This window comes from Sulfitobacter sp. AS92, assembly GCF_038900015.1.
In the GTDB taxonomy this organism is placed as follows: domain Bacteria; phylum Pseudomonadota; class Alphaproteobacteria; order Rhodobacterales; family Rhodobacteraceae; genus Sulfitobacter.
In genome coordinates this window covers 20,196-44,541 of sequence record NZ_JBBMQL010000017.1, presented here as the reverse complement: position 1 = coordinate 44,541, position 24,346 = coordinate 20,196, and the positions used below count along the sequence as shown (strand labels likewise).

Annotated in this window: 21 protein-coding genes and 2 pseudogenes; 7 read left to right on the top strand and 16 right to left on the bottom strand. The window is 56.6% G+C overall.

What is annotated here, in order from left to right:
- Window positions 1-318: 318 nt before the first annotated feature.
- The 4 genes from rfbA to rfbC are packed head-to-tail and all read right to left on the bottom strand — an operon-like array spanning window position 319 to window position 3,630.
- Entirely contained in the window at window positions 319-1,191 is an 873-nt protein-coding gene (gene rfbA / locus WNY61_RS18585) for a glucose-1-phosphate thymidylyltransferase RfbA (RefSeq protein ID WP_342852929.1), read from the bottom strand.
- Window positions 1,188-2,030, bottom strand: coding sequence for a dTDP-4-dehydrorhamnose reductase (gene rfbD, locus WNY61_RS18580; protein ID WP_342852928.1), 843 nt, complete (start codon window positions 2,028-2,030; stop codon window positions 1,188-1,190). The genes rfbA and rfbD overlap by 4 nt, the downstream gene beginning before the upstream one ends.
- Window positions 2,027-3,064: a dTDP-glucose 4,6-dehydratase gene (rfbB, locus tag WNY61_RS18575; protein ID WP_342852927.1), complete on the bottom strand. Its 1,038-nt coding sequence runs from the start codon at window positions 3,062-3,064 to the stop codon at window positions 2,027-2,029. Before rfbB ends, rfbD begins: the two co-directional genes overlap by 4 nt.
- Window positions 3,061-3,630 (bottom strand): dTDP-4-dehydrorhamnose 3,5-epimerase, encoded by a 570-nt coding sequence (gene rfbC, locus WNY61_RS18570; protein WP_342852926.1) that lies wholly within the window; start codon window positions 3,628-3,630, stop codon window positions 3,061-3,063. The genes rfbB and rfbC overlap by 4 nt, the downstream gene beginning before the upstream one ends.
- 507 nt (window positions 3,631-4,137) lie before the next feature.
- On the opposite strand from rfbC, the gene WNY61_RS18565 reads away from it, so the two are divergent.
- The 5 genes from WNY61_RS18565 (at window position 4,138) to WNY61_RS18545 (ending at window position 11,806) form a co-directional block, all read left to right on the top strand.
- Complete coding sequence (locus WNY61_RS18565; protein ID WP_342852925.1) at window positions 4,138-4,674, top strand: hypothetical protein; 537 nt, start codon at window positions 4,138-4,140, stop codon at window positions 4,672-4,674.
- Window positions 4,675-4,763: 89 nt separating this feature from the next.
- Window positions 4,764-7,040, top strand: a complete 2,277-nt coding sequence (locus tag WNY61_RS18560) for a CehA/McbA family metallohydrolase (protein WP_342852924.1) — start codon at window positions 4,764-4,766, stop codon at window positions 7,038-7,040.
- A 271-nt stretch (window positions 7,041-7,311) separates the two neighbouring features.
- On the top strand, window positions 7,312-7,824 hold the full coding sequence (locus WNY61_RS18555; RefSeq protein ID WP_342852923.1) for a GNAT family N-acetyltransferase: 513 nt from the start codon (window positions 7,312-7,314) through the stop codon (window positions 7,822-7,824).
- Between the two features lie 506 nt (window positions 7,825-8,330).
- Window positions 8,331-10,226 (top strand): PAS domain S-box protein, encoded by a 1,896-nt coding sequence (locus WNY61_RS18550; RefSeq protein ID WP_342852922.1) that lies wholly within the window; start codon window positions 8,331-8,333, stop codon window positions 10,224-10,226.
- A 602-nt stretch (window positions 10,227-10,828) separates the two neighbouring features.
- Window positions 10,829-11,806: a response regulator gene (locus tag WNY61_RS18545; RefSeq protein ID WP_342852921.1), complete on the top strand. Its 978-nt coding sequence runs from the start codon at window positions 10,829-10,831 to the stop codon at window positions 11,804-11,806.
- A gap of 297 nt (window positions 11,807-12,103) precedes the next feature.
- On the opposite strand, the gene WNY61_RS18540 is transcribed toward WNY61_RS18545, so the two are convergent.
- The 11 genes and pseudogenes from WNY61_RS18540 to WNY61_RS18490 form a co-directional block, all read right to left on the bottom strand.
- A complete protein-coding gene (locus WNY61_RS18540) occupies window positions 12,104-12,778 on the bottom strand; it encodes a lysozyme inhibitor LprI family protein (RefSeq protein WP_342852920.1) in 675 nt (224 codons plus the stop codon).
- Window positions 12,779-13,013: 235 nt separating this feature from the next.
- Window positions 13,014-13,172 carry a hypothetical protein gene (locus tag WNY61_RS18535; protein WP_342852919.1) on the bottom strand — a complete coding sequence of 53 codons (159 nt, stop codon included), beginning with the start codon at window positions 13,170-13,172 and terminating at the stop codon, window positions 13,014-13,016.
- Window positions 13,165-13,647: a VOC family protein gene (locus WNY61_RS18530; RefSeq protein ID WP_342852918.1), complete on the bottom strand. Its 483-nt coding sequence runs from the start codon at window positions 13,645-13,647 to the stop codon at window positions 13,165-13,167. The genes WNY61_RS18535 and WNY61_RS18530 overlap by 8 nt, the downstream gene beginning before the upstream one ends.
- 67 nt (window positions 13,648-13,714) lie before the next feature.
- Window positions 13,715-14,137, bottom strand: a complete 423-nt coding sequence (locus tag WNY61_RS18525; protein ID WP_342852917.1) for an SRPBCC family protein — start codon at window positions 14,135-14,137, stop codon at window positions 13,715-13,717.
- A complete protein-coding gene (locus WNY61_RS18520) occupies window positions 14,134-14,793 on the bottom strand; it encodes a TetR/AcrR family transcriptional regulator (RefSeq protein ID WP_342852916.1) in 660 nt (219 codons plus the stop codon). Before WNY61_RS18520 ends, WNY61_RS18525 begins: the two co-directional genes overlap by 4 nt.
- A 162-nt stretch (window positions 14,794-14,955) precedes the next feature.
- Window positions 14,956-15,264, bottom strand: a complete 309-nt coding sequence (locus WNY61_RS18515; RefSeq protein ID WP_342852915.1) for a hypothetical protein — start codon at window positions 15,262-15,264, stop codon at window positions 14,956-14,958.
- A gap of 315 nt (window positions 15,265-15,579) precedes the next feature.
- Window positions 15,580-16,191: a hypothetical protein gene (locus WNY61_RS18510; protein WP_342852914.1), complete on the bottom strand. Its 612-nt coding sequence runs from the start codon at window positions 16,189-16,191 to the stop codon at window positions 15,580-15,582.
- Between the two features lie 637 nt (window positions 16,192-16,828).
- On the bottom strand, window positions 16,829-17,176 hold the full coding sequence (locus WNY61_RS18505) for a hypothetical protein (protein ID WP_342852913.1): 348 nt from the start codon (window positions 17,174-17,176) through the stop codon (window positions 16,829-16,831).
- Window positions 17,177-17,186: 10 nt separating this feature from the next.
- Window positions 17,187-17,705 (bottom strand): annotated as a pseudogene (locus tag WNY61_RS18500) (DUF1403 family protein).
- 950 nt (window positions 17,706-18,655) lie between these two features.
- The gene (locus tag WNY61_RS18495) at window positions 18,656-19,618 is read right to left on the bottom strand and encodes a ParB N-terminal domain-containing protein (protein ID WP_342852912.1); all 963 of its coding nucleotides are present in this window, start codon (window positions 19,616-19,618) and stop codon (window positions 18,656-18,658) included.
- A 168-nt stretch (window positions 19,619-19,786) separates the two neighbouring features.
- Entirely contained in the window at window positions 19,787-21,082 is a 1,296-nt protein-coding gene (locus WNY61_RS18490) for an AAA family ATPase (RefSeq protein ID WP_342852911.1), read from the bottom strand.
- 506 nt (window positions 21,083-21,588) lie between these two features.
- Here WNY61_RS18490 and WNY61_RS18485 point away from each other — a divergent pair.
- Window positions 21,589-22,269 carry a DnaA N-terminal domain-containing protein gene (locus tag WNY61_RS18485; RefSeq protein WP_342852910.1) on the top strand — a complete coding sequence of 227 codons (681 nt, stop codon included), beginning with the start codon at window positions 21,589-21,591 and terminating at the stop codon, window positions 22,267-22,269.
- Between the two features lie 296 nt (window positions 22,270-22,565).
- Here the strand turns inward: WNY61_RS18485 and WNY61_RS18480 are convergent, their stop codons facing one another.
- Window positions 22,566-23,663: a tyrosine-type recombinase/integrase gene (locus tag WNY61_RS18480; protein WP_342852909.1), complete on the bottom strand. Its 1,098-nt coding sequence runs from the start codon at window positions 23,661-23,663 to the stop codon at window positions 22,566-22,568.
- Between the two features lie 157 nt (window positions 23,664-23,820).
- On the opposite strand from WNY61_RS18480, the pseudogene WNY61_RS18475 reads away from it, so the two are divergent.
- A pseudogene (locus WNY61_RS18475) lies at window positions 23,821-24,324 on the top strand (DUF1403 family protein); the annotation flags it as partial.
- Between the last annotated feature and the right edge of the window lie 22 nt (window positions 24,325-24,346).

Genomic DNA, 24,346 nt, shown 5'->3' with positions numbered 1-24,346 from the left:
GACCTTCAGCCGTTCAGCTCTCTTGGTTTTGTCACAGGGCGGCATTGCAGTTCTTTCTAAATTTGGGCCCCGCCGGGGGGCCTTGATCATTGGCATGCCTCAAAGGCTATGTTCTGGCAAAACTGATCCAAAGAAAAAGCGCGGGCAGCACGCCCAAGAGATGTGGATAACCTATCGGGTCCCTTTCCCCAAATACTTCCGCGGGGTGAGCAATGCGCGCGGCCCCGAGCGGCGACCTAGTCCGCATCGGCCAGGCCCACACACCGGACAAAGGGCGGCTCAAAGCGAAATTTTGAAAGACAATAGCCTATGGTAGAACTACTTCAGCAACTGAAGGAGATCGGCTCCATAGCTGTTTTTCGCGAAACTCTCTGCGCGGTGGCGCAACTGCTCGGCGTCAATCCACCCCTTATTGAACGCGATTTCTTCCGGGCTGCCCACCTGAAGCCCTTGCCGCTCTGAGAGCGTGCGCACGAAATTGCCCGCATCCAACAGGCTGCCGTGGGTCCCTGTATCCAGCCAAGCAAAACCCCGGCCCATTTGCTGCACGCAAAGGGCGTCGTCTTCGAGATACATCTCTAAGAGCGCGGTGATCTCCAACTCGCCTCTGGCTGAAGGTTTTACAGCTTGCGCGCGTTTTGAGGCGGTTCCATCCAGAAAGTAGAGCCCCGTTACGGCGTAATTGGAGGGCGGCACGGCGGGCTTTTCCACAATCGCCTGTACGCGACCTTCGGCATTGAAATCCACAACCCCATAGCGCCCCGGATCTGATACACGGTACCCGAACACCGTGCCCCCCGCTTCACGGGCACCGGCTGCAGCCAGCACTTCAGGCAACCCGTGACCGAAAAATATATTGTCACCCAAAACCATTGCCGACGGTGCGCCGTTCAAGAAGTCTTCGGCCAAGATGTAGGCTTGCGCCAACCCATCCGGGCTGGATTGTTCAATATAGGTAAGGGTTAGCCCCCATTGAGCGCCGTCGCCCAAGCTGCGTTTGAACTGATCCGCATCCTGAGGCGTGGTGATAATGGCGATCTCGCGGATGTCTGCCAGCATCAGCACAGACAGCGGATAATAGATCATCGGCTTATCGTAGATCGGTAGCAATTGCTTGGATATGCCTAAGGTGATCGGGTACAGCCGCGTACCAGACCCGCCGGCCAGCAGGATACCCTTGCGTGCGCTCATGTCAGTTCCTTCACGATATCCTTCAGCGCCAAACGCCAGTCCGGGGGGCTGATCCCAAAATCCTTCTGCAAGGTGCTGCAATCGAGACGAGAGTTCAGCGGCCTTTTTGCGGGTGTTGGGTAACTTGAGGTCGGAATGCCCGCCACGTCAACCGCCCGATCTGCCGTGGTAAATGTTTCGCGCGCGAAACATTTCCAAGAGGTCGCAGGCGCCCCTGCGTAATGATAAGTGCCGCCGGCCTGCCCTGCCTTCATCACGCCCGCCATCTGCAGCAGTGTTTCGGCGATAGACAGCGCCGGGGTGGGCCCCCCGATCTGATCATCGACCACCTTCAGCGCATCACGGCGTTCGCTCAGCTGCAGCATGGTGGTCACAAAATTCTTGCCCGTCGCAGAAAACACCCAGGATGTCCTTAAAATTGCATGGGACCCGCCGGCCGCGCGCACAGCCGCTTCGCCAGCTGCCTTACTGCGCCCATAGGCGTTGATCGGGGCGATTGGATCGTCGGGGCGCCAGGGACTTTGTCCACTGCCGTCAAAGACGTAGTCCGTCGAGACATGCAAAAAGGGAATTTCCAAGTCAGCGCAGGCGCGTGCCATGGCTCCGGGCGCCTCAGCGTTGATGCGTGTGGCCAAAACCTCTTCTTCTTCAGCACGGTCCACGGCTGTATAGGCCGCAGCGTTGATCACCGCAGAGGGCCGTGTCGCACGGATCACCGCAGCGCAGGCTTCGGGATCGGCTAGATCGGCTGCGGCGCGGTCAAGAAATCGCGCATCATCTGAACGTTTGCGGAGCGCAACAGCCAGTTGCCCGGTGGACCCAAAGACAAGCAAGCTCATGCCCGACCCAGCCTTTTACCGACCCCGTCACGCGCTTGCAGCGCCTGCCACCAAGCGGGATTGTCGAGGTACCATGCAACCGTGTGGCGCAACCCCTCCTCCAGTGTGACCGAAGGCTGCCAGCCCAGTTCGGTGCGGATGCGGCTGGCATCAATCGCATAGCGTGCATCATGACCAGGACGGTCCGCGACGAAGGTAATGAGGTCAGCATAGGCGTGTCTAACGGGGCGCAACTCATCCAAAAGAGCACAGATCTGGCGCACTAAATCGATATTGCGCGCCTCGGCGTTGCCGCCAATATTATAGCTGCGCCCTACGGCCCCTTTGGTGAGAACCGTCAGCAGGGCTTCGGCATGGTCTTCAACGTAGAGCCAGTCGCGTATGTTCTCGCCCGTGCCATAGATTGGAATTGGCTTGCCCGAGAGCGCGTTGAGGATAACCACCGGAATGAGCTTCTCGGGGAAATGATACGGCCCATAATTGTTGGAGCAATTGCTCAGCAGCACCGGCATGCCATAGGTCTCGCCCCAAGCGCGGACGAGATGATCAGACGCGGCTTTGGAAGCCGAATAGGGGCTGTTGGGCGCATAGGGCGTCTCTTCCGTGAAATACCCCTCAGCCCCGAGGCTGCCGTAGACTTCGTCGGTGGACACATGATGGAACCGGAACCCGTCGGGGCGGCCGCGCCCCTCCCAATAGGCCCGCGCCGCCTGTAGCAGCGTATAGGTGCCGGTCACATTCGTATCTATGAACGCGCCCGGTCCGTCGATGGACCGATCGACATGGCTTTCGGCCGCCAAGTGAAGCACCGCATCGGGTGTATGATCGGAGAAAATGCGGGCCAGAGCCTGTTCATCTCGGATGTCCGCATGCTCAAAGGCATAGTCAGGTTGATCCGAGACCCCCGCGAGGTTATCCAGACAGGCCGCATAGGTCAGCGCATCGAGGTTCACCACCGCATGTCCCTGGGCCAAAGCAAGCCGTACCACGGCAGAGCCAATAAAACCGGCGCCACCGGTGACAAGCAGCTTCATACGATGCCCTCATAGGTAAAATGCGGGGCAATCTCGGACAAAAGAGACGCATTGGCGTCTTTCTCAGACAGGATCGGCGTTTGTCCTTGAAGCCCCCAGTCAATGCCAATCGCAGGATCATCCCAGCGGACCGCCGCATCGCAATCAGGGGCATAGGTATCGGTGCATTTGTAGATGATTTCGGTCATCGGTACCCGGGTGACAAATCCATGCAAGAAGCCCGCCGGGATCAACAGTTGACGCCCATTCTCAAAGCTGAGGTCCACGCCCACCCATTGCCCAAAACTTGGCGCGCCATGGCGGATATCCACAGCCACATCGAAAAGCGCGCCGCGCCCGCAGCGGACGAGTTTTGCCTGCGCATGCGGCGGGGTTTGAAAATGCAGGCCGCGCAGGGTGTTTGGCGCCTCAGAGAGAGAGTGGTTATCCTGCACAAAATGATAATCAAGCCCGGCATCCGCCAAGGTCTTGGCATTCCAGCTTTCGCTGAAAAAGCCACGCGCGTCACCGTGGCGAACGGGGGTGAGGATCAAGACCCCAGCCAGGGCGGTTTTCTCGATGTGCATCGTATACCCTCAATTCACAAACGGCCTTCGGACCCGATAAAGGCGCCAACGTCACCTTCGCCTCATCTTCGGTTTGGCCGTCTCATGCCCTTCTTGCAAGAGCTTGCCGGAATAAATTGGGTCAACACATTTAAGCCGCTCGATAGGGGGCACCGGTTGATACGAATTTTGAGCTACTTTGCAGCTTTCGGTCTGTCGTATCGTATCTGACGACATAGGGACCCATTTACGTGTTTCGTGTGAGCCCAACAAAGGGTCAACCGCGGCCCTCTTGCTTTGCCACCTTACTTTACGTGTGCCTTTTCCCCCGGCCGAAAACCCCACCCCCCGTGGATCGCATCTCTCAATCCTGTAAATGGGTACCTTTAGAAGCGTCTTTAGCATTTCATAAAGGGAAGATGTTATGGGGAGGCGGTGATGGCTGACCGGCGTTCTGCGCGGCATGTCTGACTGAACCCTGAAACTGGCGAGGTCAGTCTGCGCCAAAGAGCCCATAAGGAGCGGTTGATGGTCCGCCGAAAGCATACAAACCTGCGCCGCGCATTTCTCATCCTGCTGCTGCTCGGTGTCATCTGGTTGCCAAAAGAGAGGCGTATGACTGTTTTTCTGACCGGCTACAGCTATTGGGACAACACCCCACCAAAGTCTGCCGTCATTGGGCGGCCCATGATACATGACGTCGCGGCTGGCATAGGGACCTACAACGATCCTGTGACTTTGGCCGTAGGCTGGCGGATAGACGGAAGTGAAACAGCGGAGGACTTCAAACCTGGGACACGGTTTTATATCCCGCGCCTGCGCAAATACGGCATTGTCGAAGACCTATGTGGAGACGGGGAAAAACCTCAAGCTGGACCTTGCCATGTCGGTTGGGAGGGGCATCCTTGGCTAGATATCTATGTCGATGGGAGCACCCGAAACGCTGAAGTAGCCGACCGCTGCATGGAAAAGCTTACGGACCTTCAAACCGTGTTCGCCAACCCAAAAAGAGGGTACCGCGTCTCAGCGGGACCGATCATGGAAACCGGGTGTAAAACGTTCTAAACGCCGCAAATGAGAATGTGACCTCGCGTGGTCATTCCGGTGGTGCGCCTGTATCAAGCAGCCAATGCAACAGAACAAGGATGCTCCGCATGACGATCCGGTCGAAACTCCTTCTCTCCGTCGCCATTGGGTTGGCTCAACCTGCACTGGCGGAGGTCACCTTAACGGAAGGTCCGAGCCCCATTCCCGATGGAGAGGCGCTTTCGAGCGACGATCTGACGGTGCAGAACGAGCACTTGGCCTTCACGCTCGCGGTCGGCTCACAAGCGCCTTGGGGCGTGCCGCGCGGCGCTATCGTCGATCTTGCCCCCGTGAAAGAAGGTGAGATCACCCTTGACCGGATCGCATTTGCCGACTTCATTCCGAACAACTGGTCAGCTTGGCCCAATACACGGCGCGATGTTGAGATCATCACCCAGTCGCCAGAAAAGGTGGTCATCCGCATCACACGCGATTTCAGCAAAGTGGATATTGCGACTACATATACGCTTGAGGAAGGGTCGGACCGCATTCACCTCATGACCGAGATGACCAACAAAGGCGAAGCCCCGTTGGACGAGCAAATGTCCGGCTTCACGCTTTGGCCGGACAGTGGGTACATCCTTCCGGTACCGGGGCTTGCCGGCATCGACTCCGGCAGTGCAGAGGCTGCGCTTTCGGATCGTGTCGTCGCCTATGACGCGGATTGGTTCATCGCCTTGCATGCGCCCTATTTCGATCGCGTCGAATACGCATCGAAGGATCTCTACGCGACCCACTCCCTTGCGCCGGGCGAAAGCCGCAGCTTCGAAGGCTGGCTTCAAGTCGGCCCCTCGGGCGACCTCGCCCCCGTCATTTCAGCAGAAATCGAGCGCGGCGAGCTGGCCGCAGGCAGCTTGTCTGGCGAGATCGGCTCGACCTCCGGGCCAGTAGAGGCTTCGGTCCTCGTCGTCGAGAAGGAAGGCGTTCCCTACATCTGGACGCTCACTCCCGACGGCAGCTATGAGATCGACCTGCCCGCTGGCGATTACAGCATCTACGCCACTGCAGCTGGTTATTCGGACTCTGCTCCACAGCAGGTCACCGTCTCGGCAGATGAGGGCCAGAAGCTCGACTTTGGGGACCTTGAGGCTCCGGGCATGCTGGACTTCGCTGTCACGGACGACGCAGGCAAGCCACTCGACGCGCGCATTGCGATCACTGAGGGTCAGGCGCCCTTGGTGGAGTTCCTCGGTCGCCAGACCTTCTTCACCGAACTCGACCCTATCGGCGAAACTCAGGCATCGCTCGCGCCGGGGGATTATGTTTTCACCATCGGTCATGGCACCGGTTTTCTTTCGCAGGGCAAAGAGGTCTCGGTCAGTGTCGCCTCCGATGAAACACAGGAGGTGAACGTCTCGCTCGATCTGGCCGCGCGGCCCTATGAGCAGAACTGGTATGCTTCAGACATGCACCACCATGCCGACCAACTGGAAGGTACGACCCCGCCAGAATACGTGGCCCGCAGCGAGCTCGCAGCCGGCCTCGACGTGATCTTCCTGAGCGATCACGATTCTACCGTGAACCATGCCGCGCTTGCCGAGATTGCAAAGATGCGTGGCGTTCCGTTCATTCCGTCGGTCGAATTTTCACCCTCTTGGGGCCACTTTAATGCCTACCCGCTAACGCTGGGTGAGCCACTCGAAATCGACACCTCCACAGCCACTGCGGCAGAAGTATTGGCCGAAGCCCGACGCTTGGGCGCTGACGCGATCCAAGCAAACCATCCCTTCATCCCCTATGGCTACCTGTCCAGTCTTGAGGCAGGAACCGTCCCAGGCGGCTTCGCACCGGATTTCGACCTGCTGGAGATGAATGGACCCGACGACGACGCGGCTGTCTTTGCCCGCGCCGGACAATTTTGGACGCAAGGTCAACGCATTTTTCTATCCGCCGGGTCGGATGCGCATGATGTTTGGAATGATAACACCGGATCAGCGCGGGCCTATGTCCATGTGCCGGGAGGCGTCAGCGCCGACGGCTTCGTGGCCAACCTCAAAGCGGGCCGCGCCTATGTGACCCGCGGTCCGTTGATCGAGCCAGAAGTCATGTTCGGAACCGAGCTGCGTATCGCCCCGGACGAGAAGCGTTCGCTGTCCTTCGACCTGACCGCAGTTAACGGGCTTGCCTCGGCCAGCCTTGTCGGTCCCGATGGAGAACTTTCCAGCCAGAGCTTCGACCCAACTCAGACCACTGCCACAGCCCAGTTCAACGTTACCGCGACGCCGCGGACCGAGGGCGTCGACTGGGTGGCCCTGCGTGTGGAAGATGCCTCTGGCGCGACGGCCTATTCCGATCCGATCTGGGTCAACCCGCTGGGGGAATCCGACGTTATTTCCCAAGACTGATTAAAGACATCGGATGCCGCCGCATGCATGCGGCGACATCCGTGCCTGTCGTCGGGTGCCGAAATTCGATCAAATTAGTGCGACCTGGCGGAGCCGTTCTATGCTGCGACGCTAATTTCGGGAATGTGGGAAACAGTTCTCCGACGAGCTGATTGCGCCTCTTGACGCCGTCAAAATTTGAGTAGTTCGGTGAACAAAGCAGGCCTGTTCTGACTTGCCGTCACGAGCAGGACATTTACCCTCCCAAACACACGTATGGGAGATTGCCACCGTGCAGAAAATAAAGACACCCAATCCGAATTTCATGATCCGCCACGCTTCTCCGGATGATGCGAGGCTTGTTGTCGAATACATGAAAAAGCTTGGCGCCTACCAAAAGATGCCAGACAAGATCACGGCAACTGAGCCGCAGATTAAGCGCCTTCTCAATGAAAAGTTGGGCGAGGCGCTGTTTGGATACTACAGGGGTGAAATCGTGGGCTTTGCCTACTTTTGCCAGAAATCATCTGCATTCACAGGACGGGCAGGAATCTATATCGATGGGTTTTTCGTGGACACGAAAGTTCGCCATCAGGGTCTTGGCAAGATCATTATGGGGTATCTTTGTTCTCTTGCCCTACAGCGAAATTGCCAGATGATGGAGTGGGGGGTTCTGGACTGGAACAAGCCCACAATTGAATTCTACAAAAGCCTTGGCGCCTATAGCGTGGACGAGATGACGATTTTCAGATTTACGCCGGACGATCTGAAATCAAATGCTCTTGAATTCGTGAGCAAGCCATAGCCCTCTGTAACAGCCTGATTTGGTTTCAGATCTGTCGTTCGCGAGGGGTTGGTCAGATAGCAGTTATGGGCCGTTTCGAACCAGCATCTGCTGCTACTGCGAAGACCTCCCGCCTCCCGCGATCAGTTTGAGCTCAAGGCCACCCTTAGCTGCGCGTTGCCTTAAGGACCGCTCTGGGTCGCTTTCTTAAATTCCAACAAGATGGGAAATCTTGGCCTCTGCGGCATTATTCACTGAGGGTGGCGCATGTCCCCGGCGGCAATATGTTCATACGGCGCCGGTGATGCCCAATCTCCCCACCGTGCAAAGATCATCGCCCTGCGTATTGGAAACGTAGCACGAATGCGTGATCGACGTTAGCATGCATCTGCATAGGCACGGGTTGCATCAGCGGTCTGTCAAACTGGGCGAAGCATTCGGGTCCGAAGATTGCGACCTTATTTTGGGATAGATTCTGTTTTGATGGGCAAACTGTAGTGTGCGCAGAACACCATGAAGCCGAAGCGATGTTGCAATCAATCGTCGACAACAGCCCGTTCGGCGTTTGGGTCGTGGATCAGGACGGCCTTGTCGTCTTCAGCAATCGAAGCGCAGAGGCCTTGTTGCTGCACAGAGGGACGAACACCACCGGCGCACAAATCGCAGAATTATTACCGGCTTTGTCGGTGTCTAACGGCGAGCTGACCATCACCGACCTTAAGATTGGGGACTTCGAAAATATCATCTCCCTCCCATCGGATGACGGTGCGCGCTATGGGGAAGTAAACCTGAGCCAGTTTAAGGACGCTGCGGGTCGGTCATTTACCATCATGAACGTCAACGACATCACGAGTCGCGTCAAATCTTGGTATGCGCTGAGAGATCAGGAAGAACGCTGGAACCTGGCGCTTGAGGGAAGCCAAATTGGCGTGTTTGAGTCGGACCTTCGCACAGGATCGGGCCGTGCGTCTGACGCTTGGTATCAGCTGCTCGGCATATGCGATGCGAACGGAAAAGATTCCGATCGCGAGTGGCGCGAACGGATCCATCCTGACGACCGGGAAGAGGTGGAAGCGCTTGACGCCGAATGCATCGCAGGGCGCGTTGAACGATCAGAAGCCAAGTTTCGGATGCGCGTTGGCGACAACGATTGGCGCTGGATGCGGTCCATTCTTAGAGTGACGGAACGAGATGAGCAGGGCGATCCGGTGCGCGTGCTCGGCACGATGATCGACATCACCCCGCTCGAAACCGCGCTGGCGCTGGCGGATGCCCGCAGGGCGGGCCTGGAGATGCTGGTGTCCAACGCGCCGGTTGCCATGGCCGTCATGTCTCTTGATGGGACGTTCTTGTTGTTGAACGATCCCTGTTATGCGCTGTTCGGCTATGCCGCCGGGCAGCTTGAGCAAAAGAACGTCTGGCAGCTTTCCGGGCAAAAGACGCTGGAGAAACTTAAGGCTGAAGTTGAAACACTTTTTGACGGAGACAGCAGCATCTCCCGCGTTGAGGAGAAATACGTACGGCCCAACGGCGAAGTTATCGATATTGCGATCAGAATATCGATCTACCGTCCGGAGCATGCCAGCGACAGCCGTCTCATCGTTCAAATGGTCGACATCACCGAGGCCAAGAGGCTGGAGGCCCTGAAGAATGATTTCGTGGCCACGGTCAGTCACGAATTGCGCACCCCGCTCGCCTCGGTTCATGGTGCCCTGCGCCTGCTCGCCGGGGTCATCGGAGAGGGCGCGCCCGAACAGGTGGATAAGCTTTTGGGGATGGCGAGTAGAAACAGCGAGCGGCTGACCCAAGTGGTCAACGATCTGCTCGACTTCCAGAAGCTTACGGCGGGGCATTTCTCGGTCGAGATCACACAGGTCGATGCCGTAGATATCGTCCAGCAAACCGTCGGCGACAATGAGCCCTTTGCAAACAAGTTCAACGTATCTGTCTTGGTGGATGCACCGGAAAATCCCATCATCATTCATGCCGACGCCCAACGTTTAAAGCAGGTGCTCACCAACCTTCTCTCAAATGCGGCCAAATTCTCTGACTGCGGCACAACGGTCGACGTCAAAGCGGGGATCGATGAAGAGACATTCCTGATTTCCGTGACCAATAGGGGCCGCGGTATTTCCCCTGAGTTCGGCAAACGGCTTTTTGAGCCTTTTTCGCAGCAGGCCGAACATCTGACCCGTGATCGAGAGGGCACCGGTCTGGGGCTCGCAATCTCAAAAGAGCTGGTCGAAAATATGGGTGGTGAAATCGGCTACAGTTCACAAATCAATGTCCAGACCACGTTCTGGGTTCGGCTTCCTCTGGCTTTGCCGACGGGCGCAAGTGCAAGACACCGCTCATCAAGATCAATAGAGGCCCCGTCATCTCCAACATCCAGTTCACCCGAACGGAATGGAACGCCATATTGATCACCCGATCCATGTGATGGAACCCGGCCGCCCGCATGGCTACGAACCCCAGCACAAAGACCAGACCGGTGAGCGCCAAGCCATTGCGCCGTAGTGTGCCGCGCAAGCTGATAGAGACCGTCGCAAAGAGGGTCAGGATCAGAACGAATACCCCCAGGAGGAACCCGATCTGCACAGGGCGTCGGGTCTCATACCAGCCTTGAAGCTGCGCCATGCAGCGGGCGGCATCAGTCAACAAGGTCTGCAAGTCCAATTGTTTGTTGACCGCCAAGAGCAGCAAGATCAGCCCCAAAAGCCCCCAGAACGCCCGCTCCCGCCCCCGCGAAGGGGCTGGAAAAGCAGCCTTGAGGGCCACCCGCCAGGACAGCAGCCCCGTACTTATGTAAAGCGCCACAATCAACCACCCGCCCCAGCCTGGATCGCCGAGGCCAATCTGCCAGCTGTCCAATGTGCAAGACCAGATCGCGTGCACAGATTTACTGTCCTATTTTAGAAGAAGCGTTCAAAATTCGGACACCTGCCATAGTTTCGCCTCAGGGTTGCATTAGCCTATTGAGAGCGCTTTATATTCAATACGTTTTATTACCTGAGGTTTTTTTGAAATGAACATATTGGCTGTCGACGACGATCCTATCATTCTAGATTTGATCCGGACAACAGTGCAGCCCCTACGAGAGATCACAGTCACCACGTTATCCTCGAGCTTGGAGGCCTGGGATGTGTTGTCAGCAGGCGCGGCGCATTTTGATTGCCTGCTGCTCGATATCGAGATGCCGGACATCGACGGCATTACCCTATGCCGCCAAATCCGATCCCTACCAGACCATCTCGACACCCCCATCCTTATGTTGACAAGAAGGACAGATGCCCTCTCCGTGGGGCATGCCTTTGTTGCCGGGGCGACAGACTACGTCACAAAACCCTTTGACTTGGGCGATCTCAAATCGAGGCTGCGGGTGGCAGACCGGATGGTGAAGAGGTCTGACGCCGCCCCTCAGTTCCCAGCCCGCGCCTTGCAAAAAATCGGACTGCCGGGCGTGCATTCGTTCAACGAAGACCAGCCGTTGCATATCAAAGATGTCCCCCAGCTTATCGGGCCTTTTTCGCTCGGCGCCTATCTTTCCCAGCTGTCTCGCAGCAGCCTGGACGACTGTCATATTTTTGCAGCCACCATCGATACCTTCCCACAGCTCTATGCCGATGGCTCCACCGCAGAACTGGGCACAGCGATCGTTGCCGCCACGAAGATCATTGCCCGCAGTCTTGACTGCCCGCAGCTGCTGATGGCCCATCACGGCAGCGGGATCTTGCTTTGCGTGATGATCACGGCGCAACCTCCAAACTGGGAGGCCGTCGAAGAGGCCATCCAACGCGAGATTACGCAAATGGACCTGCGGTTTGGCCACAAAGGCAAGATCGCCTTTTCTCTTTCGGTCGGCAAACCCATTCAGCCCTATGCCAGCCCCACACAGCGCGTCAAAAAAACCTTCGACCGGGCCATCGCCCGGGTGACGGGCCCGCAAAAGCAAAGCTTTGTCGCTTCAGAACCAAAGCTGCGCTCAGCAGCTTTCGCGCAGTAAGGTTCTCCAAGACGTGTAGACATAGCGTGTTGGTTGATTCTGTTTCTCAGAAAAAGGCCAATATGGACTCTGCACGCAAAAGGCAGGGGAGCAATGAAACAGAAAACCTTTGAAAGCATCCTCAGACGCTTGCAGGACCTCATGCCTGATCAGGCGGGACCTTTGATGCGATCAGTGCAAGACCTGACAGCTCAGAATGCTGCCCTTGGGGCAGTCGACCAAAAGGCAAGGGTGGCCAGCCGTCCTAATTGTAGTGCTGATGAGACGCAAAAATGGGGGCGCACGCGGCATCTTCGATCAGCATTGGCGCTCTCCAACCGAATTGGTGAACGGATTTGTCACTCCTGGTATCTTGCCGGTCAGCGGCATGCGAAATACTGATATTGCCGCCCCAGCTCCGCAGTAAAGAGCTTTGCAGGTATCGACGGTATCACTGCGCACAACCATCGACCCGCCTTCTTTCGTAAGGGTCATCCGGCAACCATTATAGGAGGAGGACCAGCCACTACCGCTTCGCTGCGCGGTAAGGGTTTGCGTGCCACAAGCGAAATTTCCTGAGAAAAACAAGAAATCAAAGCGTAGATTTTGTCCCTGCTCTTGCAGGCCCATAATGCCGGTATCGTTGCAATACAGGCCGGTCAATCCAGCGGTTTGAACTGATGTAGGCGCATTTAGATCTGCAATGCGGTTCTGCATGGAGACCAAAAGACAGCTGCGATCCGAACTGCAAGAGTTCCTCTGGCCGATCCAGGATCTCTGATCCGCAAGGATTGAAGCACTTTTGCTTTTTGAAGCAGACCTGCGGGCGTTCCTGAATGCATCTGCCATTTGTCGGTCGAGTTTCGAGAGTCCAGCGTCAGCGCAGATCGTTTTTTCAACGGTCGTTGCAGCAAGTTTGCAATCGAAACTGGCTTGAGCTTGAGCTTCAAAACCGGCGAGCACTACAAAGGGTAAAGCCAATAAACATCTCACCAGAAAATCCCCGCATCCATTTGTTGAATGGCGCAGATCATAGCAAAGTTTGGCGATTCTGGTAAGGGACTTGGATCTGTTGGGCCTTGGCTAAAGCCCGATCTGCACTGTCAAATTGGAAAGCAAGACGGCTCAGCGGCAAATCCAATTGTTTGCAGCGTTTAAGCGGCCTGACTGACGGTCTCAGCTTTTTGCATGGCGCGGCATCAGCCGACACTGCAAATACCGTTTGAGTTCAGTCGGTCAACGTCCGGGGTGCGCCCTCAAGACCCTGCATCCTTCCCGCCGCCTCGCGGCAGGAGTTGCAGCAGCATTCGACGCCTGCGATGGGCCTCCCTTCGACTTCAAGGTGGGTCTGGCCACAGGCACAACCGATCTGTGTTGCCTCACCCATGCGTTGGCGCCTTCGCGGCAGCCGCTTCGAGGGCGGCAATGTCGATCTTCTCCATCTGCATCATTGCCTCGCTCACGCGGTTCACCACGCCCGGATCTTCGCTGGCCAGCAGGTCCGGCATTCGCTTCGGCACGATCTGCCAAGACACGCCGAAGCGGTCCACGATCCAACCACACCGTCTTGCCTCACCGCCTCTCGCGGTCAGCGCGGCCCAGAGGCGGTCCGTCTCTTCCTGATCTTCTGTCAGCACAGAGATTGATGTGGCGGGAGTCAGCTTGTGATGCCGCCCGGCGGTCAAGATCATCATGGGCGCACCTGCCAGCGTGAACTCGACAATCATCGGGTCGTCCGGTTGGCCGTTTTCGCGCACGGCCTCAATCCTGCTGTCTGGCAAGAACGTTACATATTCCTGCGCGGCAGCATGTCCGCCCTTCTCAAACCAGAAGCAGGTCCGCACTTTTGAGGCATATTCCATCCAAAATTCCTCCATTGTTTTTTTTGGTTTGGGGCTCAGCATCTAAACCGGGCGGCCCCATCAATATTCAGCCGCGCTTGTTTTCGACGTAGGTACTGAAATTGTTTAAGATTGCCTGCCAACCGTTGTGCTGCATCTCGACCGGGTTCTGCGCCTCGGCGTCGAAGGTGGTCGCGACATGGGTGTTTCCGCCGCTTCCGGAAAATGTCGTGCGGGCCTTACGGCCGTCCTCAAGAACCAGCATGAGTGACTTGTGCGGTTCGATCTCTTCATAAGTGCCCTCGAAGTCGAAACCCATGCTTCCGTCCCTCGTCTCCATACGGGCGACCTGCTTGCCGCCGGGGCGCAGATCCACTTCGGCGCGAGGGCAGCACCAATCATCGTTTGCGAAATTCCACTGCATGATGTCCTCGGGGGTGGTGTAGGCGCTCCACACCTCTTCAACGGAGGCGGCAACGGTCGTTTCCACGGTGATTTGCTGGTTGGTCACGTTGAGTTCTCCTTGTAGCTGGTTTCCGATGTATTTGGCCCCACCCCGAACAGGCCGCGCACATAGCGGATGAGGTGATCAACGCTTTCACGGGCGAGGTCCGGGTCTCCGGTGGCCTTGGCGAGGATGAACCCACCCTGAAGGACCGCCTGCGTGTGGCGGGCAAGGCTCTCGGCACTCCAGTCAGGGTCGATATTATGCTGCTTGCGCGCCGCTTTGATGTCGGCCTCCAGCGTGGCGGCATGGCCGAAGATGCTGGCGGCGCAGGCATCCCGGATCGCGGGCGCGCTATCATGCACCTCCTGCGTCATGGTGCCGACGAGGCAAGTGTATTCAAACGTCTCGCCGCCGATGATCCCTTTGCGGAAATCGAGATAGGCCAGAACCCGGTCCAGCGGATCGTCCGGCTCATGGTAAGGCGCGCCGGCAAAGAGAGCGCTGGTTGTCTCGGTCCAAAAATTTGCTGCCGCCACGCCAAGCGCGTCCTTCGTCTTGAAGTGATGGAAGAACGCACCCTTCGTGACGCCGGCCGACCGGCAGAGATCATCGACTGAAGTTGCGGCGAACCCCTTGCGGCGGATTACGTCGCGCGCGGCTTCCAGCAAGCGTGTGCGCGCGTCGCCGCGCTCGGGAGTTTGCTTGGTTGGTCTTGGCATATTCGCTGCATACCATACGGTTGGTATGTAGTCAATAATTTGAGACATGATGTGCGGCGGCGACACCAAAAGTCGCCGCAGTACGCCTTTGAAACATGATATTAGGCTTCGGCCGACAGCAGATCCCTCAAGCCTTCACTCTTGGCAGCCCCGAGGCCTGGATCACAGCACGATCAGAATGGCCCGATCCCCCCACATTGACTGTCGGTGCTCGAGAATGCTGCGCAGACTGCCAGAGCCGCCGACGTCTTGATCCAGATCAACGCCCGGCAAAACCGTGACCTTCGCATAGACCCTGCCTCTCAACTGAGAGATATGCGGGGTCACCACGCGAACAGGCGCATCCGGCGCAAGCGTTCCACGGATACGCTCTGCTTGCTTCTCATTGAGACAAATGATCAGTTCCGGGAGATACCGAAGCTCGCGCTCAGGTTTTGCCCAACCAAAACAGAACTTACCAAGCCGGATCATAACGACTGCCTTTTTTTTGGGGGGGGGTGCCGGACGAGACCCGCGTCTCGCGTTCCTGAACGCGTTGTGGCCGGTCCGCGCATCCAAGCTTATAGGGCGGCGAATAGGAGCACTGCGGCGATTGAGCTATATCCGATCATGAGGATAAAATCATTTTTCCAGTAACGTGTCATTTTTTGGCTCCAATGGCGTGTTTCTGAGCTCATTGTTTACCCCAATTGGGGCGTAAATTGGCGGTAAGGAGGGCAATAAAGTGCCGCAACGCAATAATCCCCCCATTCTTCATCCGAAGACTGTCCGAAAACTTGAGGCCCTCTAAGCCCTCTTTTGCTCGAGCGCCGCCAGCTGCGCCATTTCCCTGAAGAAAGCCGCAAGGTCGACCCCCTTTCCCCCCAGTTGCTCAAGCGCATTCTGGATCACATTGCAGCCTCGGCGGTCTGATGTGAGAACAAAGAAGGGCTCTTCTGGTGACAGTATCCGCGCCAGCTTGGGCGACATGGCAAAGCCCGAACCCAGATAAAGGGATGTGAACACAAACCGCACCCCTGGCATATCCAACAGCGCCAGCACAGGCGCCAGGGCTTTGGTATCATCCGCCACCACCCGATACCGAGACCAAGCATGCCGCGGATCGAGCCCCCCGATGTCGCGCGGTTCATCCGCCTCAGCGGCGTAGGACTTGAGGTAATCCAGCAGCGCATCCCCCGCCTTGGCCAAGCGCGCAGACTCTCCTACCCGAGTGTCTTTGTGATAATACAGAGCCGCCGCGCGGCCAAATTCCATCATGTAGACGCCAACGTCAAAACGCGCCCCAGCCCTCAGCTGATGCTGGCGTGTCGTCCCTTTTTGCATGGGCCTCTCTGCCGGCATGTAGACCGACGGGTCGACATTGATGGCCTGGGCAATCTGGATTGGGGTGCTGCGCATAAAACTTCCTCTTCTCGACAGAAGTTAAGACACCCTCCTGGGCCTGCATAGCCAAGAGCCCCGTCATTTATGTGGATAACTCTAACATGACCTCAATGAACCACCGGTGCGGAAGCCCAGGGGCAGATCAGAGCGCACCCATACCAGGCGCCGTGAACTTCGAACGCGACAGCAATGCCTAAGCGTTACGGGCTAAGTCTTTGTAAATAATGGGTTTATTCTGACCTAAAACTGCCATAAGGGTCATTTTACCCCCTCTGTAACAAAAATATTGAATAGTTTCAGTCACTTAAGTCTTGTAACGCATTACGCCCGCATATGTCTTTATATAGAGCACAATGATCAATAGACCTGTCTCTCTCGTATATACACTTTTTCTATATTTCTGTTACAGATAGATAAATATATATAAAGGATAGGGATTTCAGACACTTACAGGTGTTACTTAAGGTGTTACACAGCCGTTGCAGCGTTACACCGTTGTTTTATATAGATAATTTCCACCTAAACCCTCTTGAGAACGTAGATTAGCCCCTCGATCGGCCGCAGATGGGCATTCCGTCTCAGAAACAACCACCCTCGGTGACAAGGCTCACGCCAAAAGCCTCCCCAGCCGTTGCGTCTCCCCCTCGTGTTCTCAGAGCGTCCGCTCGCGTCGGGACGGGTCGCACTCAAGCGAGGGGATCAGTCCGGCAGGGCCAAAATACCTACCGATCCCGTCAAACTCGAAAACAGACAGGACCGACATATCACGAGTGTCAATCGACTGATGATAGGCAATGGCGCAGAGCACTCCCATCCCTATCTCGGTGAAGATCAATGCCCGGTCGCCAAGATCAGCGGCCGCTTTGATGGCGTCGGCAAACTGCATTTTGGTCCGGAACATCCAACCACCAGCGGCCTCCATCGATTCATAAGGACGGTCTGCCAGCTCCGCCTGAATATCGTCAATCAGGATTTCGACTGGCGCCGCCTGCCACACCACGCGCGCCAGATCATCGCGACCAACTATCCGCCCCCTGCTCGTCCGCGATCAGATCGCGCAACATCGTTTTTGTGAGGTGTTGTGCAGTGACAGGCAGCACTGACTTCCAGTTCAATGCCCGCGCCAGCACGATATCTGAGAGCATGCACGCGATCCGTTCCGCCCGAAAATCTACCTCGAGCACCGCGCGCATGACGGCAACATAGCCTGCCAGTGGCCAATGGGTTTCGGAACGGTCGGCACCCGCTGCTATCAACCTCAAGACATCATCGGCAAACGCAGCGCCAACCAAACCTTGGACTGAACGGTGCCAATCACGCCCCGTCAGTTTAAAACGGGCTGCATCCTGCCAAAACGCCAAGATATCAACATCGGGGCCGCGTGCCTCTCAGAGCGGCGCCAAGTGGTACGCGTCGCGGATATCAGCTTCTCGGGCCAGTCGTCCTTCGAGCTTAGACGTCGCCACGTGTAGTGCAAGCAGTTTAGCAAGCAGCTTAAGAGGCACAGCTTGGGCTGGATCGCTTACCAGTTGATCCAGCCCCGTAAGAGCCGCACCCGACGAAAAGCCACAGTTTCCGGGGTTTCCACACGTTGGGAGGTGACCCAGGCGGCGGCTTGGGTAGTGTATTCAAGTCATCAGAGGCAGTAGCAGGCTGATAGGTCATGCAACTACACCAACCACTCACGGCCGTTACATCCACAAAATATGGATCTAACCGCCCCACGTTATAGTTCTTCATTATGTCCAATAAGTTTACATTATCGGGCATATTTGCATGACCTCACTGACATGACAGAAAACAAACGAAATCCGCACCCACTAGAATCGAACAGGGTGCTTCCAAAAGAGATGCACGAGGATGAAATATCGTACATATACGCTCTGGCGCGCACCTATGGCAAGGCGTCGACCGTAGACAACACTGACAACGTTTGTGCCAAAGACTGAATACACATTTGGCTCTAATGCCATACTAGGCATACCCCTGCCCTATCGGTCAGCACCAACACGCGTCTTCTATCGTGCCTAGCTTGGAACGAGGCGTAAGTGGTTCTCCCCTGATCGCAATGACCACCACGTTGCGATGTGTTAAGAAGGATCAAGTGCACGGCCGCCTGTGCTTAAGGCCACTATCGTGGCGGCGGATATCGCCTAAAGGCACGCCTGATTCTGGCGGCAGGATCGAGCTGATGCAGCAGGGTGCGTTGCTTACCTTCAGTTTCCAAAACTGGTTGGTGCGAAATCGCGGTCTGCCGGGCCTACTAAAGAAAATTTGCCCGTACATGTTTTCGAATAATGGCTCTATTTCGCCAGAATTGATTTCAGTTCGGCACTTCGTTTTCACTCCAGATGGCCACCGCGTCCCCAGATGCCCCGCGTTGCAAACGTGGCGTAGATCAGAGCGCCCCAAGTCTGTGCAGCCTATGACTACATCTTGGGTCATAGGGTTAGCCCCCACCTATGCAGGGAATTAACAGTCAACCTTCATCGTCAAGCGCGGCTAAGAATGCCTCAATGCCTTGCTGAAGCCGCGCCCTTGGAATCGCTGAAAAGTCCCGCTCCAACCGCAATTCGAGTTTTCCATCTGATGCCGTCACACGAGCTTGGCCTTCAGGTCGGCCCATTCTCAGCGATGTCCTGGAAACTGATTTGGCCTCCCGCGCACCTGACTTTTTTTGCTTGGCCAGCGCATTGCGGAGCACCCCCATTTCTGCGTCTTTGTCCCGATCAGGAACGGCAAGTAACCGTGCCGCAAGTTCCCCTGCCCTTCCGGGCTGTCCATCAACCAACTTATAAAGATCGAGCCCTAACGCGCGGGGGATCGCTTCAGGATAGCGCACCGTCCCCTCCAAGGCTTCCAAAATGCGGGCAAACTGCCGAATGTAGGTCCGCTTTTGTTTGAGCGCAGAGGCATAGAGTGTCGAGACCGCCTCCCCCACATCGATCCCTTCGTCCCGCGAATAGGACAAAGCAAGTTGCGCCATTTCCCCAAAGGACAGGTCCTTTCGGATTAGGTTCTCATCTACCATTTTGCGATAGAGTCCGACCAACGGTTCCCCGCGGGGAACCATGGCTGCGGGAATGCGAGTGTAGCGCGGATCGCCGGTTTCTTCGGCTAACTGCCGAAAAGCGGAAAGCCTGCGGAAGCCTTGGATAAGTTCAAAGCCATCATCGGTCTTCTCTACACGGATCGGATTCGAAAGCCCGACCGCCTTGATAGACTCTTTTAGCTCATCAAGTTCAGGGTCCAGATTAGCAGAACGGTCACGGGTCAGTTTGGATGTCATCACCTCAGCGGTCTGGATCAAATCAGTAATTAAACCTAACTTCTTGAGCCTCACGTGCTCATGGGCAAGGGCGTCATTCTCTGCGCGGATTGCCGCTTCGGCGTTGTCGCGTTCACGGGTGGCATCGGCAGTTTCGGCAATCGCACTGGCCATAGGGCCCCGCCGCGCCGGGGCTGATTCGTGGTTTTGCAACGGATGGTCTGGCACGCTATAGGCTTTGGTCTCAAGCGCGCGCTGGTTCCCCGCGGGGAATTCCGCCGCCTCATCTTCTGCGTCGAGTTCAAAGTTAATGTCAAAGACAGAGCGTTTCTTAGCCATTCATTAGTCCTCCAGCTTTTCCCACGCATTGACGAGCGTGGATTGGAATTCGTCGTAAGCGCGATCAAAAGAAATCCGCGCCCGCCGCCATGTTTCCCGCGTCATCTGTCGGTAATCCATCTCATAGATCGACGACAGGAAGCGCCCCGATTGTTCAACCGCACGGGTCATCTCGATCGGGTGCTCTGCCACATGCGACTTGAAAACCTGATGAAAGGCTGACTGCATCGCACGGTGCAAATCATTGTTCGGCTCAAAACGTGTCAGCAAAAAACGAAGATCCGCAAAGACCTTGTCGGGATTAGTGCCGGACGGAAGACGCCCGCGGAACCGGCCCAAGTCTTCCAGCGCTTCCGAGAGCTGACCTATGAAACTCGTGGTGCTGTCATACTCCCAATAGCCGGGACCGGAGGGGACATAGAGCACATCCGCCGCAAACACCGCGTTCATCGATTGGTAACCAATCGCGGGCGGGCAGTCGAAAATGATAAGGTCGTAAGCGTCATCCGGCAGCTGGTCGAGGTAACGGGAAACAGCCGCAAAGAAGGACCATTCGGGGTTCATATGCCGATACTGGGCGCTGGCGAATTCGACAAAAGCCGCGTTGGCACAGCTAGGGATAATGTCGATGGTAGGCCAGCTTGTCGGTTTGATGAAATCGGTGGCGCGCAGATCATTCAATCCCATGCCAGTTACCGAAGGCGGCAGCCTGCGTTGGGGCAGAGCGGCTCCGCTCTCGGCCCCGCCAGAAGTTGCGTTAATGCGCTCAGTCTCGCGGATCAGATCGCGGGCCATAATCCCCCAGACGGTCACCTCTTCGGAAACGTCAGAAAGGCCCATTGAATGGCTGAGCGTCGCTTGCGGATCAAAGTCCACCGCGAGCACGCGATAACCATCAAGGGCGGCGGCATGGGCAAAGTGTAGCGCGACGGTACTCTTACCCGCGCCTCCTTTAAAGTTCGCAATCGCAGCGCGGATTGCGCGTTTGCCAGCGGGCCGTGCTGGCATGAGGGACCGGCCCTTTATCTTGAGCTTCCGCCGCAGCTCATTGATCTCTTCCAACGTATACCAGCGCTGGCGGCCTTCTTCCTCTACTAGCCCCTCAGGCAGGGAGGGATCCGCCGCAAGGCGGCCGCGAAAGGTTGAGGGGTTGATCTTGAGAATCAACTCGGCGACCTCCCAACTTGAGAAGCGACGCAACGTCTTCTCCATTTCGGGGGAATATGTTTGCTGCCGGATGAACCCTTGCATCTTAAGTGACTGGGCCTGCAATTTCGCCAAATCAGCGTGGGTGTACATGATTGTCCCTCATTTCTGCGACCGCTGCTGTTTCCCATGGTTCCCCGCGGGGAACAAATTGCGGAACGCTAATTACTGCTCTTCTCTGATTTACGCCGAAGTTACCATTGTTGAAAAGCCCTATAATCTGAAAGTAGCGAATTTCATATGCTTCCAGAAACGGAGACTAGGTGTGATTCCTTTGGACCGACTGCCGGGCCATGCATATGATTGGCCTGCCGGATATAGGGGGACAACAGAACTCACCCTGCTAGATATTGGGGGACATAGTATAGCTAATAGGTGACGCACTGGCTGACCCCTAATACCTATATACCCAAAAATCTATATTTTAAGATCAGGATTTGCGGCGCAATGAAATCGGCCTCTTGACAGAATCGATGGTTTGGACGCAAATCAGGGAAGAGGTCGGAAAGGCGTTGTGTCTTTCATCGCAACCTGGGGTCCAGCAAGAGATCCATTCCGAGGCACAGAGCAACTGCGCGCCGCGCAGCCAGAGGGCATCCATGCAATTGGTCAAACTGGCAGGTCAACGCGACGCTGCCCGCAAATATGATATCATCACGGCATTAGGCGCATATGCACTGGCGCGCAATAAGCATGACCAGCGTTTGGTGCTCCGGCTGATCACCTTGATGACAGCGCGCTACAATTGGGCGCGCGATGAATTGGCCGTAGGGCAACGTGAGATTGCTCGGTTATGGGCAGTGGATGAGCGCACCGTGAAACGCGAGATGGCCAAGTTGCGGGGTCTTGGCTGGCTAGTGGTCAAGCGACAGGGTGCGCGGGGCAGAGTGACAGAATATGGGCTCGACCTTGATCGCATGCTTGCCATGACCGAATCGGAATGGCCAAATGTGGGACCAGATTTTGACCTGCGGATGAGCGGTAAGCCTGAGGAAAACCCTGTCGTGCCCTTGCCGGTAAAAGGCCACATACCACCGCCAGATGTAAGCGATGGTACGGAATGGGCGTTGGCCCAGGCGATTCTATTCAGCGAAGCCCCGGATGTTTACGGAAGTTGGCTTCGCAATCTTATGCGGGTCGACAGGGCAGGAGGGCGTTTAACCCTCAGCGCGCCAAGTCGCTTTCATGGCAATTATGTCCAGACACACCTGAAACGAAAGGTGCTCGCGGCCTGTCAGTCGGTGGATGCCGATGTGACCGAGATTGTGGTCGTTGCATAGGATTTCCCCCAACAATCTCGTGTTTGTGCAGAAGTAAGTCCTTAGGCTCGCGTTGGGCACCCGCTTGTCTGCGTAGTTTGTATTGGGCTGCTACTCAGCATTTCAGCTTATGGACAGTTCGGATGCCGCTGGTGAATACCACGAGCGCATCAGAAATCCGCTGTCAATTATAGATGATGAAGGCGCGGTTCATGTCAAACTGCTTGCTTAGTACTGGGCGCTCGGAAAGGAGTTCGAAAGGCAGGATAGTTCACCCCCTCATAAAGAGCCAACACCATGACCACGCCGTTTGAACTCTACAGCCCCGCCGCGCGCGTCAGATTCACGCGGAACCGGTCGCGACGGCGTTGATATCGGCGGGTCATTTCCACGCTCGCGTGTCCAAGATGTTTTTGGACATAACGCTCGTCAATCTCTGCTGAACTTGCGAGGCCTGAACGCAGGGAATGTCCTGCAAACAGCGCGACGCGCTTTTTTTCGGACAACTCGGACCGAATTCCGGCGTCCAAGACCGTGCGCTTGATCAGCCGCACGACATGCTTGTCGTTCAATCTCGTCTCAGAAGCCCTTTTGCCATCCCGCGAGGTGCCGACAAATACCGGACCGAAGTCGATCCTGGCGAAGTACAGCCATTGTTCGAGTGCGTGCACGGGGCAGGTCTGGTCCTTGGACCCGCGACCAATCTCAACCTCACGCCAGCCGGTTTTGGCGTTCAGCGTGAGCAGGGCACCCTCTTCTAGGATCTCGATCCAACCGCCTGAATCCGGTGTGTCGTCTTTGTGGACATCCAAGCTGACGATCTCGGACCGACGCAGACCGCCCGCATAGCCGATCAGTAGGATGGCCCGGTCTCGCAGACCGCGCAGGTCGTAGGGCAAGGTGGCAACCATCGCGAGAATGTCCTCGGCCAGGATCGCCTCCTTCTGCACCGGCGGACGGGCGTGTTTGCGTTTGATGCCGGCCAGCACGGAGGCGATATGGCGGTTCTTGCGTTCGAGGTTGAAGCCGCGTTGCTTGTAGTTCCAGCTCAGACCAGAAAGACGGCGCTCGATGGTCGAGACTGAGAGGGCAGGGGCCTTTCCCCTGGGTGCCGCCAAGTTGGCAAGGTAGAGCCCGATCATCTCAGACGACGGCGGCAAAGGGTCTGTTCCCTTCAGTCTGCACCAGCGGGCAAAGTGCGCCCAGTCTTTCGCATAGGCCTTCAGCGTGTTCTCAGAGGCTGCCTGCTTTGCATAGCCGCGTGCGGTTTCTACCAGCTGATCAAGGGTGCCTGAGCCAGCCACATGCAAGGGCAGGGTGATGCCATCACTTTTCTCATGATCTCTCGCGTCACCCTGAGCATCTCGGGATGTACTTAGGCGTGCTGAGCTCAACTTCTCGTTCTCTGTGGCCATATTTCCCCTGAAAATTCACGAGTATTGCGACTGCGCTGCAGCATATCTATTTATGTCCGATAATGTAAACTTATTGGACATAACGAACGACAGAAAGGTGGGGCGCTACTTTAGCTATTATGTGGCAGAAAGCGCCGTGTGAGTGTAATCTCAGGGCATGACATTTGCCCAACCGGCTCATATCAGCGACCTCGACACGCTACCCCGAATGACCGCCTGGGTCACGTCTACACCTGCGGAAACCGCTAACGATGTTGCGTTTTTGTCGGGCACGGCGCTCAACTACTAGCATGTTGTGCCCTTACGCGAGGGCGTCCCACAAGCCTTGTCGCGGGACCGGTCGGCGCTGCGGGCTGCCGCAGCCCTTGTTGTGTTTTCTGGTCGACCTGAGCGCGCAGGGGAGCTACGCGACGCGGTGCATCTTCTGCGCCCCGGTGATTTGCCCAGACCGGCCGGTGAAACCTACATGGCTTGGTACCGCGCCGTGGAACGGCCGATATCGATCTAGGCTCTCGGTCGAGCGTTGCCAGCGGTAGCGCCGGGCGAGATCGTTGCATGGCTGGATGTGGGGAAAGGGGCGCGAGTGACCCATGTTGCCATGGTGGTGAAGGTCGTGCTGACCGGGGTGCCACGTGCAGAGGTAGCAGCGCTGATCCTTGCAGGATGCCGCCCTTGCAAAGGCG

Coding starts and splice junctions, on each gene's coding strand:
- rfbA (WP_342852929.1), bottom strand. CDS start 1,191: ATGAGCGCACGCAAGGGTATCCTGCTGGCCGGCGGGTCTGGTACGCGG.
- rfbD (WP_342852928.1), bottom strand. CDS start 2,030: ATGAGCTTGCTTGTCTTTGGGTCCACCGGGCAACTGGCTGTTGCGCTC.
- rfbB (WP_342852927.1), bottom strand. CDS start 3,064: ATGAAGCTGCTTGTCACCGGTGGCGCCGGTTTTATTGGCTCTGCCGTG.
- rfbC (WP_342852926.1), bottom strand. CDS start 3,630: ATGCACATCGAGAAAACCGCCCTGGCTGGGGTCTTGATCCTCACCCCC.
- WNY61_RS18565 (WP_342852925.1), top strand. CDS start 4,138: ATGGTCCGCCGAAAGCATACAAACCTGCGCCGCGCATTTCTCATCCTG.
- WNY61_RS18560 (WP_342852924.1), top strand. CDS start 4,764: ATGACGATCCGGTCGAAACTCCTTCTCTCCGTCGCCATTGGGTTGGCT.
- WNY61_RS18550 (WP_342852922.1), top strand. CDS start 8,331: ATGTTGCAATCAATCGTCGACAACAGCCCGTTCGGCGTTTGGGTCGTG.
- WNY61_RS18545 (WP_342852921.1), top strand. CDS start 10,829: ATGAACATATTGGCTGTCGACGACGATCCTATCATTCTAGATTTGATC.
- WNY61_RS18535 (WP_342852919.1), bottom strand. CDS start 13,172: ATGGGTGAGGCAACACAGATCGGTTGTGCCTGTGGCCAGACCCACCTT.
- WNY61_RS18530 (WP_342852918.1), bottom strand. CDS start 13,647: ATGGAATATGCCTCAAAAGTGCGGACCTGCTTCTGGTTTGAGAAGGGC.
- WNY61_RS18520 (WP_342852916.1), bottom strand. CDS start 14,793: ATGCCAAGACCAACCAAGCAAACTCCCGAGCGCGGCGACGCGCGCACA.
- WNY61_RS18515 (WP_342852915.1), bottom strand. CDS start 15,264: ATGATCCGGCTTGGTAAGTTCTGTTTTGGTTGGGCAAAACCTGAGCGC.
- WNY61_RS18510 (WP_342852914.1), bottom strand. CDS start 16,191: ATGCGCAGCACCCCAATCCAGATTGCCCAGGCCATCAATGTCGACCCG.
- WNY61_RS18495 (WP_342852912.1), bottom strand. CDS start 19,618: ATGGCCAGTGCGATTGCCGAAACTGCCGATGCCACCCGTGAACGCGAC.
- WNY61_RS18490 (WP_342852911.1), bottom strand. CDS start 21,082: ATGTACACCCACGCTGATTTGGCGAAATTGCAGGCCCAGTCACTTAAG.
- WNY61_RS18485 (WP_342852910.1), top strand. CDS start 21,589: ATGCAATTGGTCAAACTGGCAGGTCAACGCGACGCTGCCCGCAAATAT.
- WNY61_RS18480 (WP_342852909.1), bottom strand. CDS start 23,663: ATGGCCACAGAGAACGAGAAGTTGAGCTCAGCACGCCTAAGTACATCC.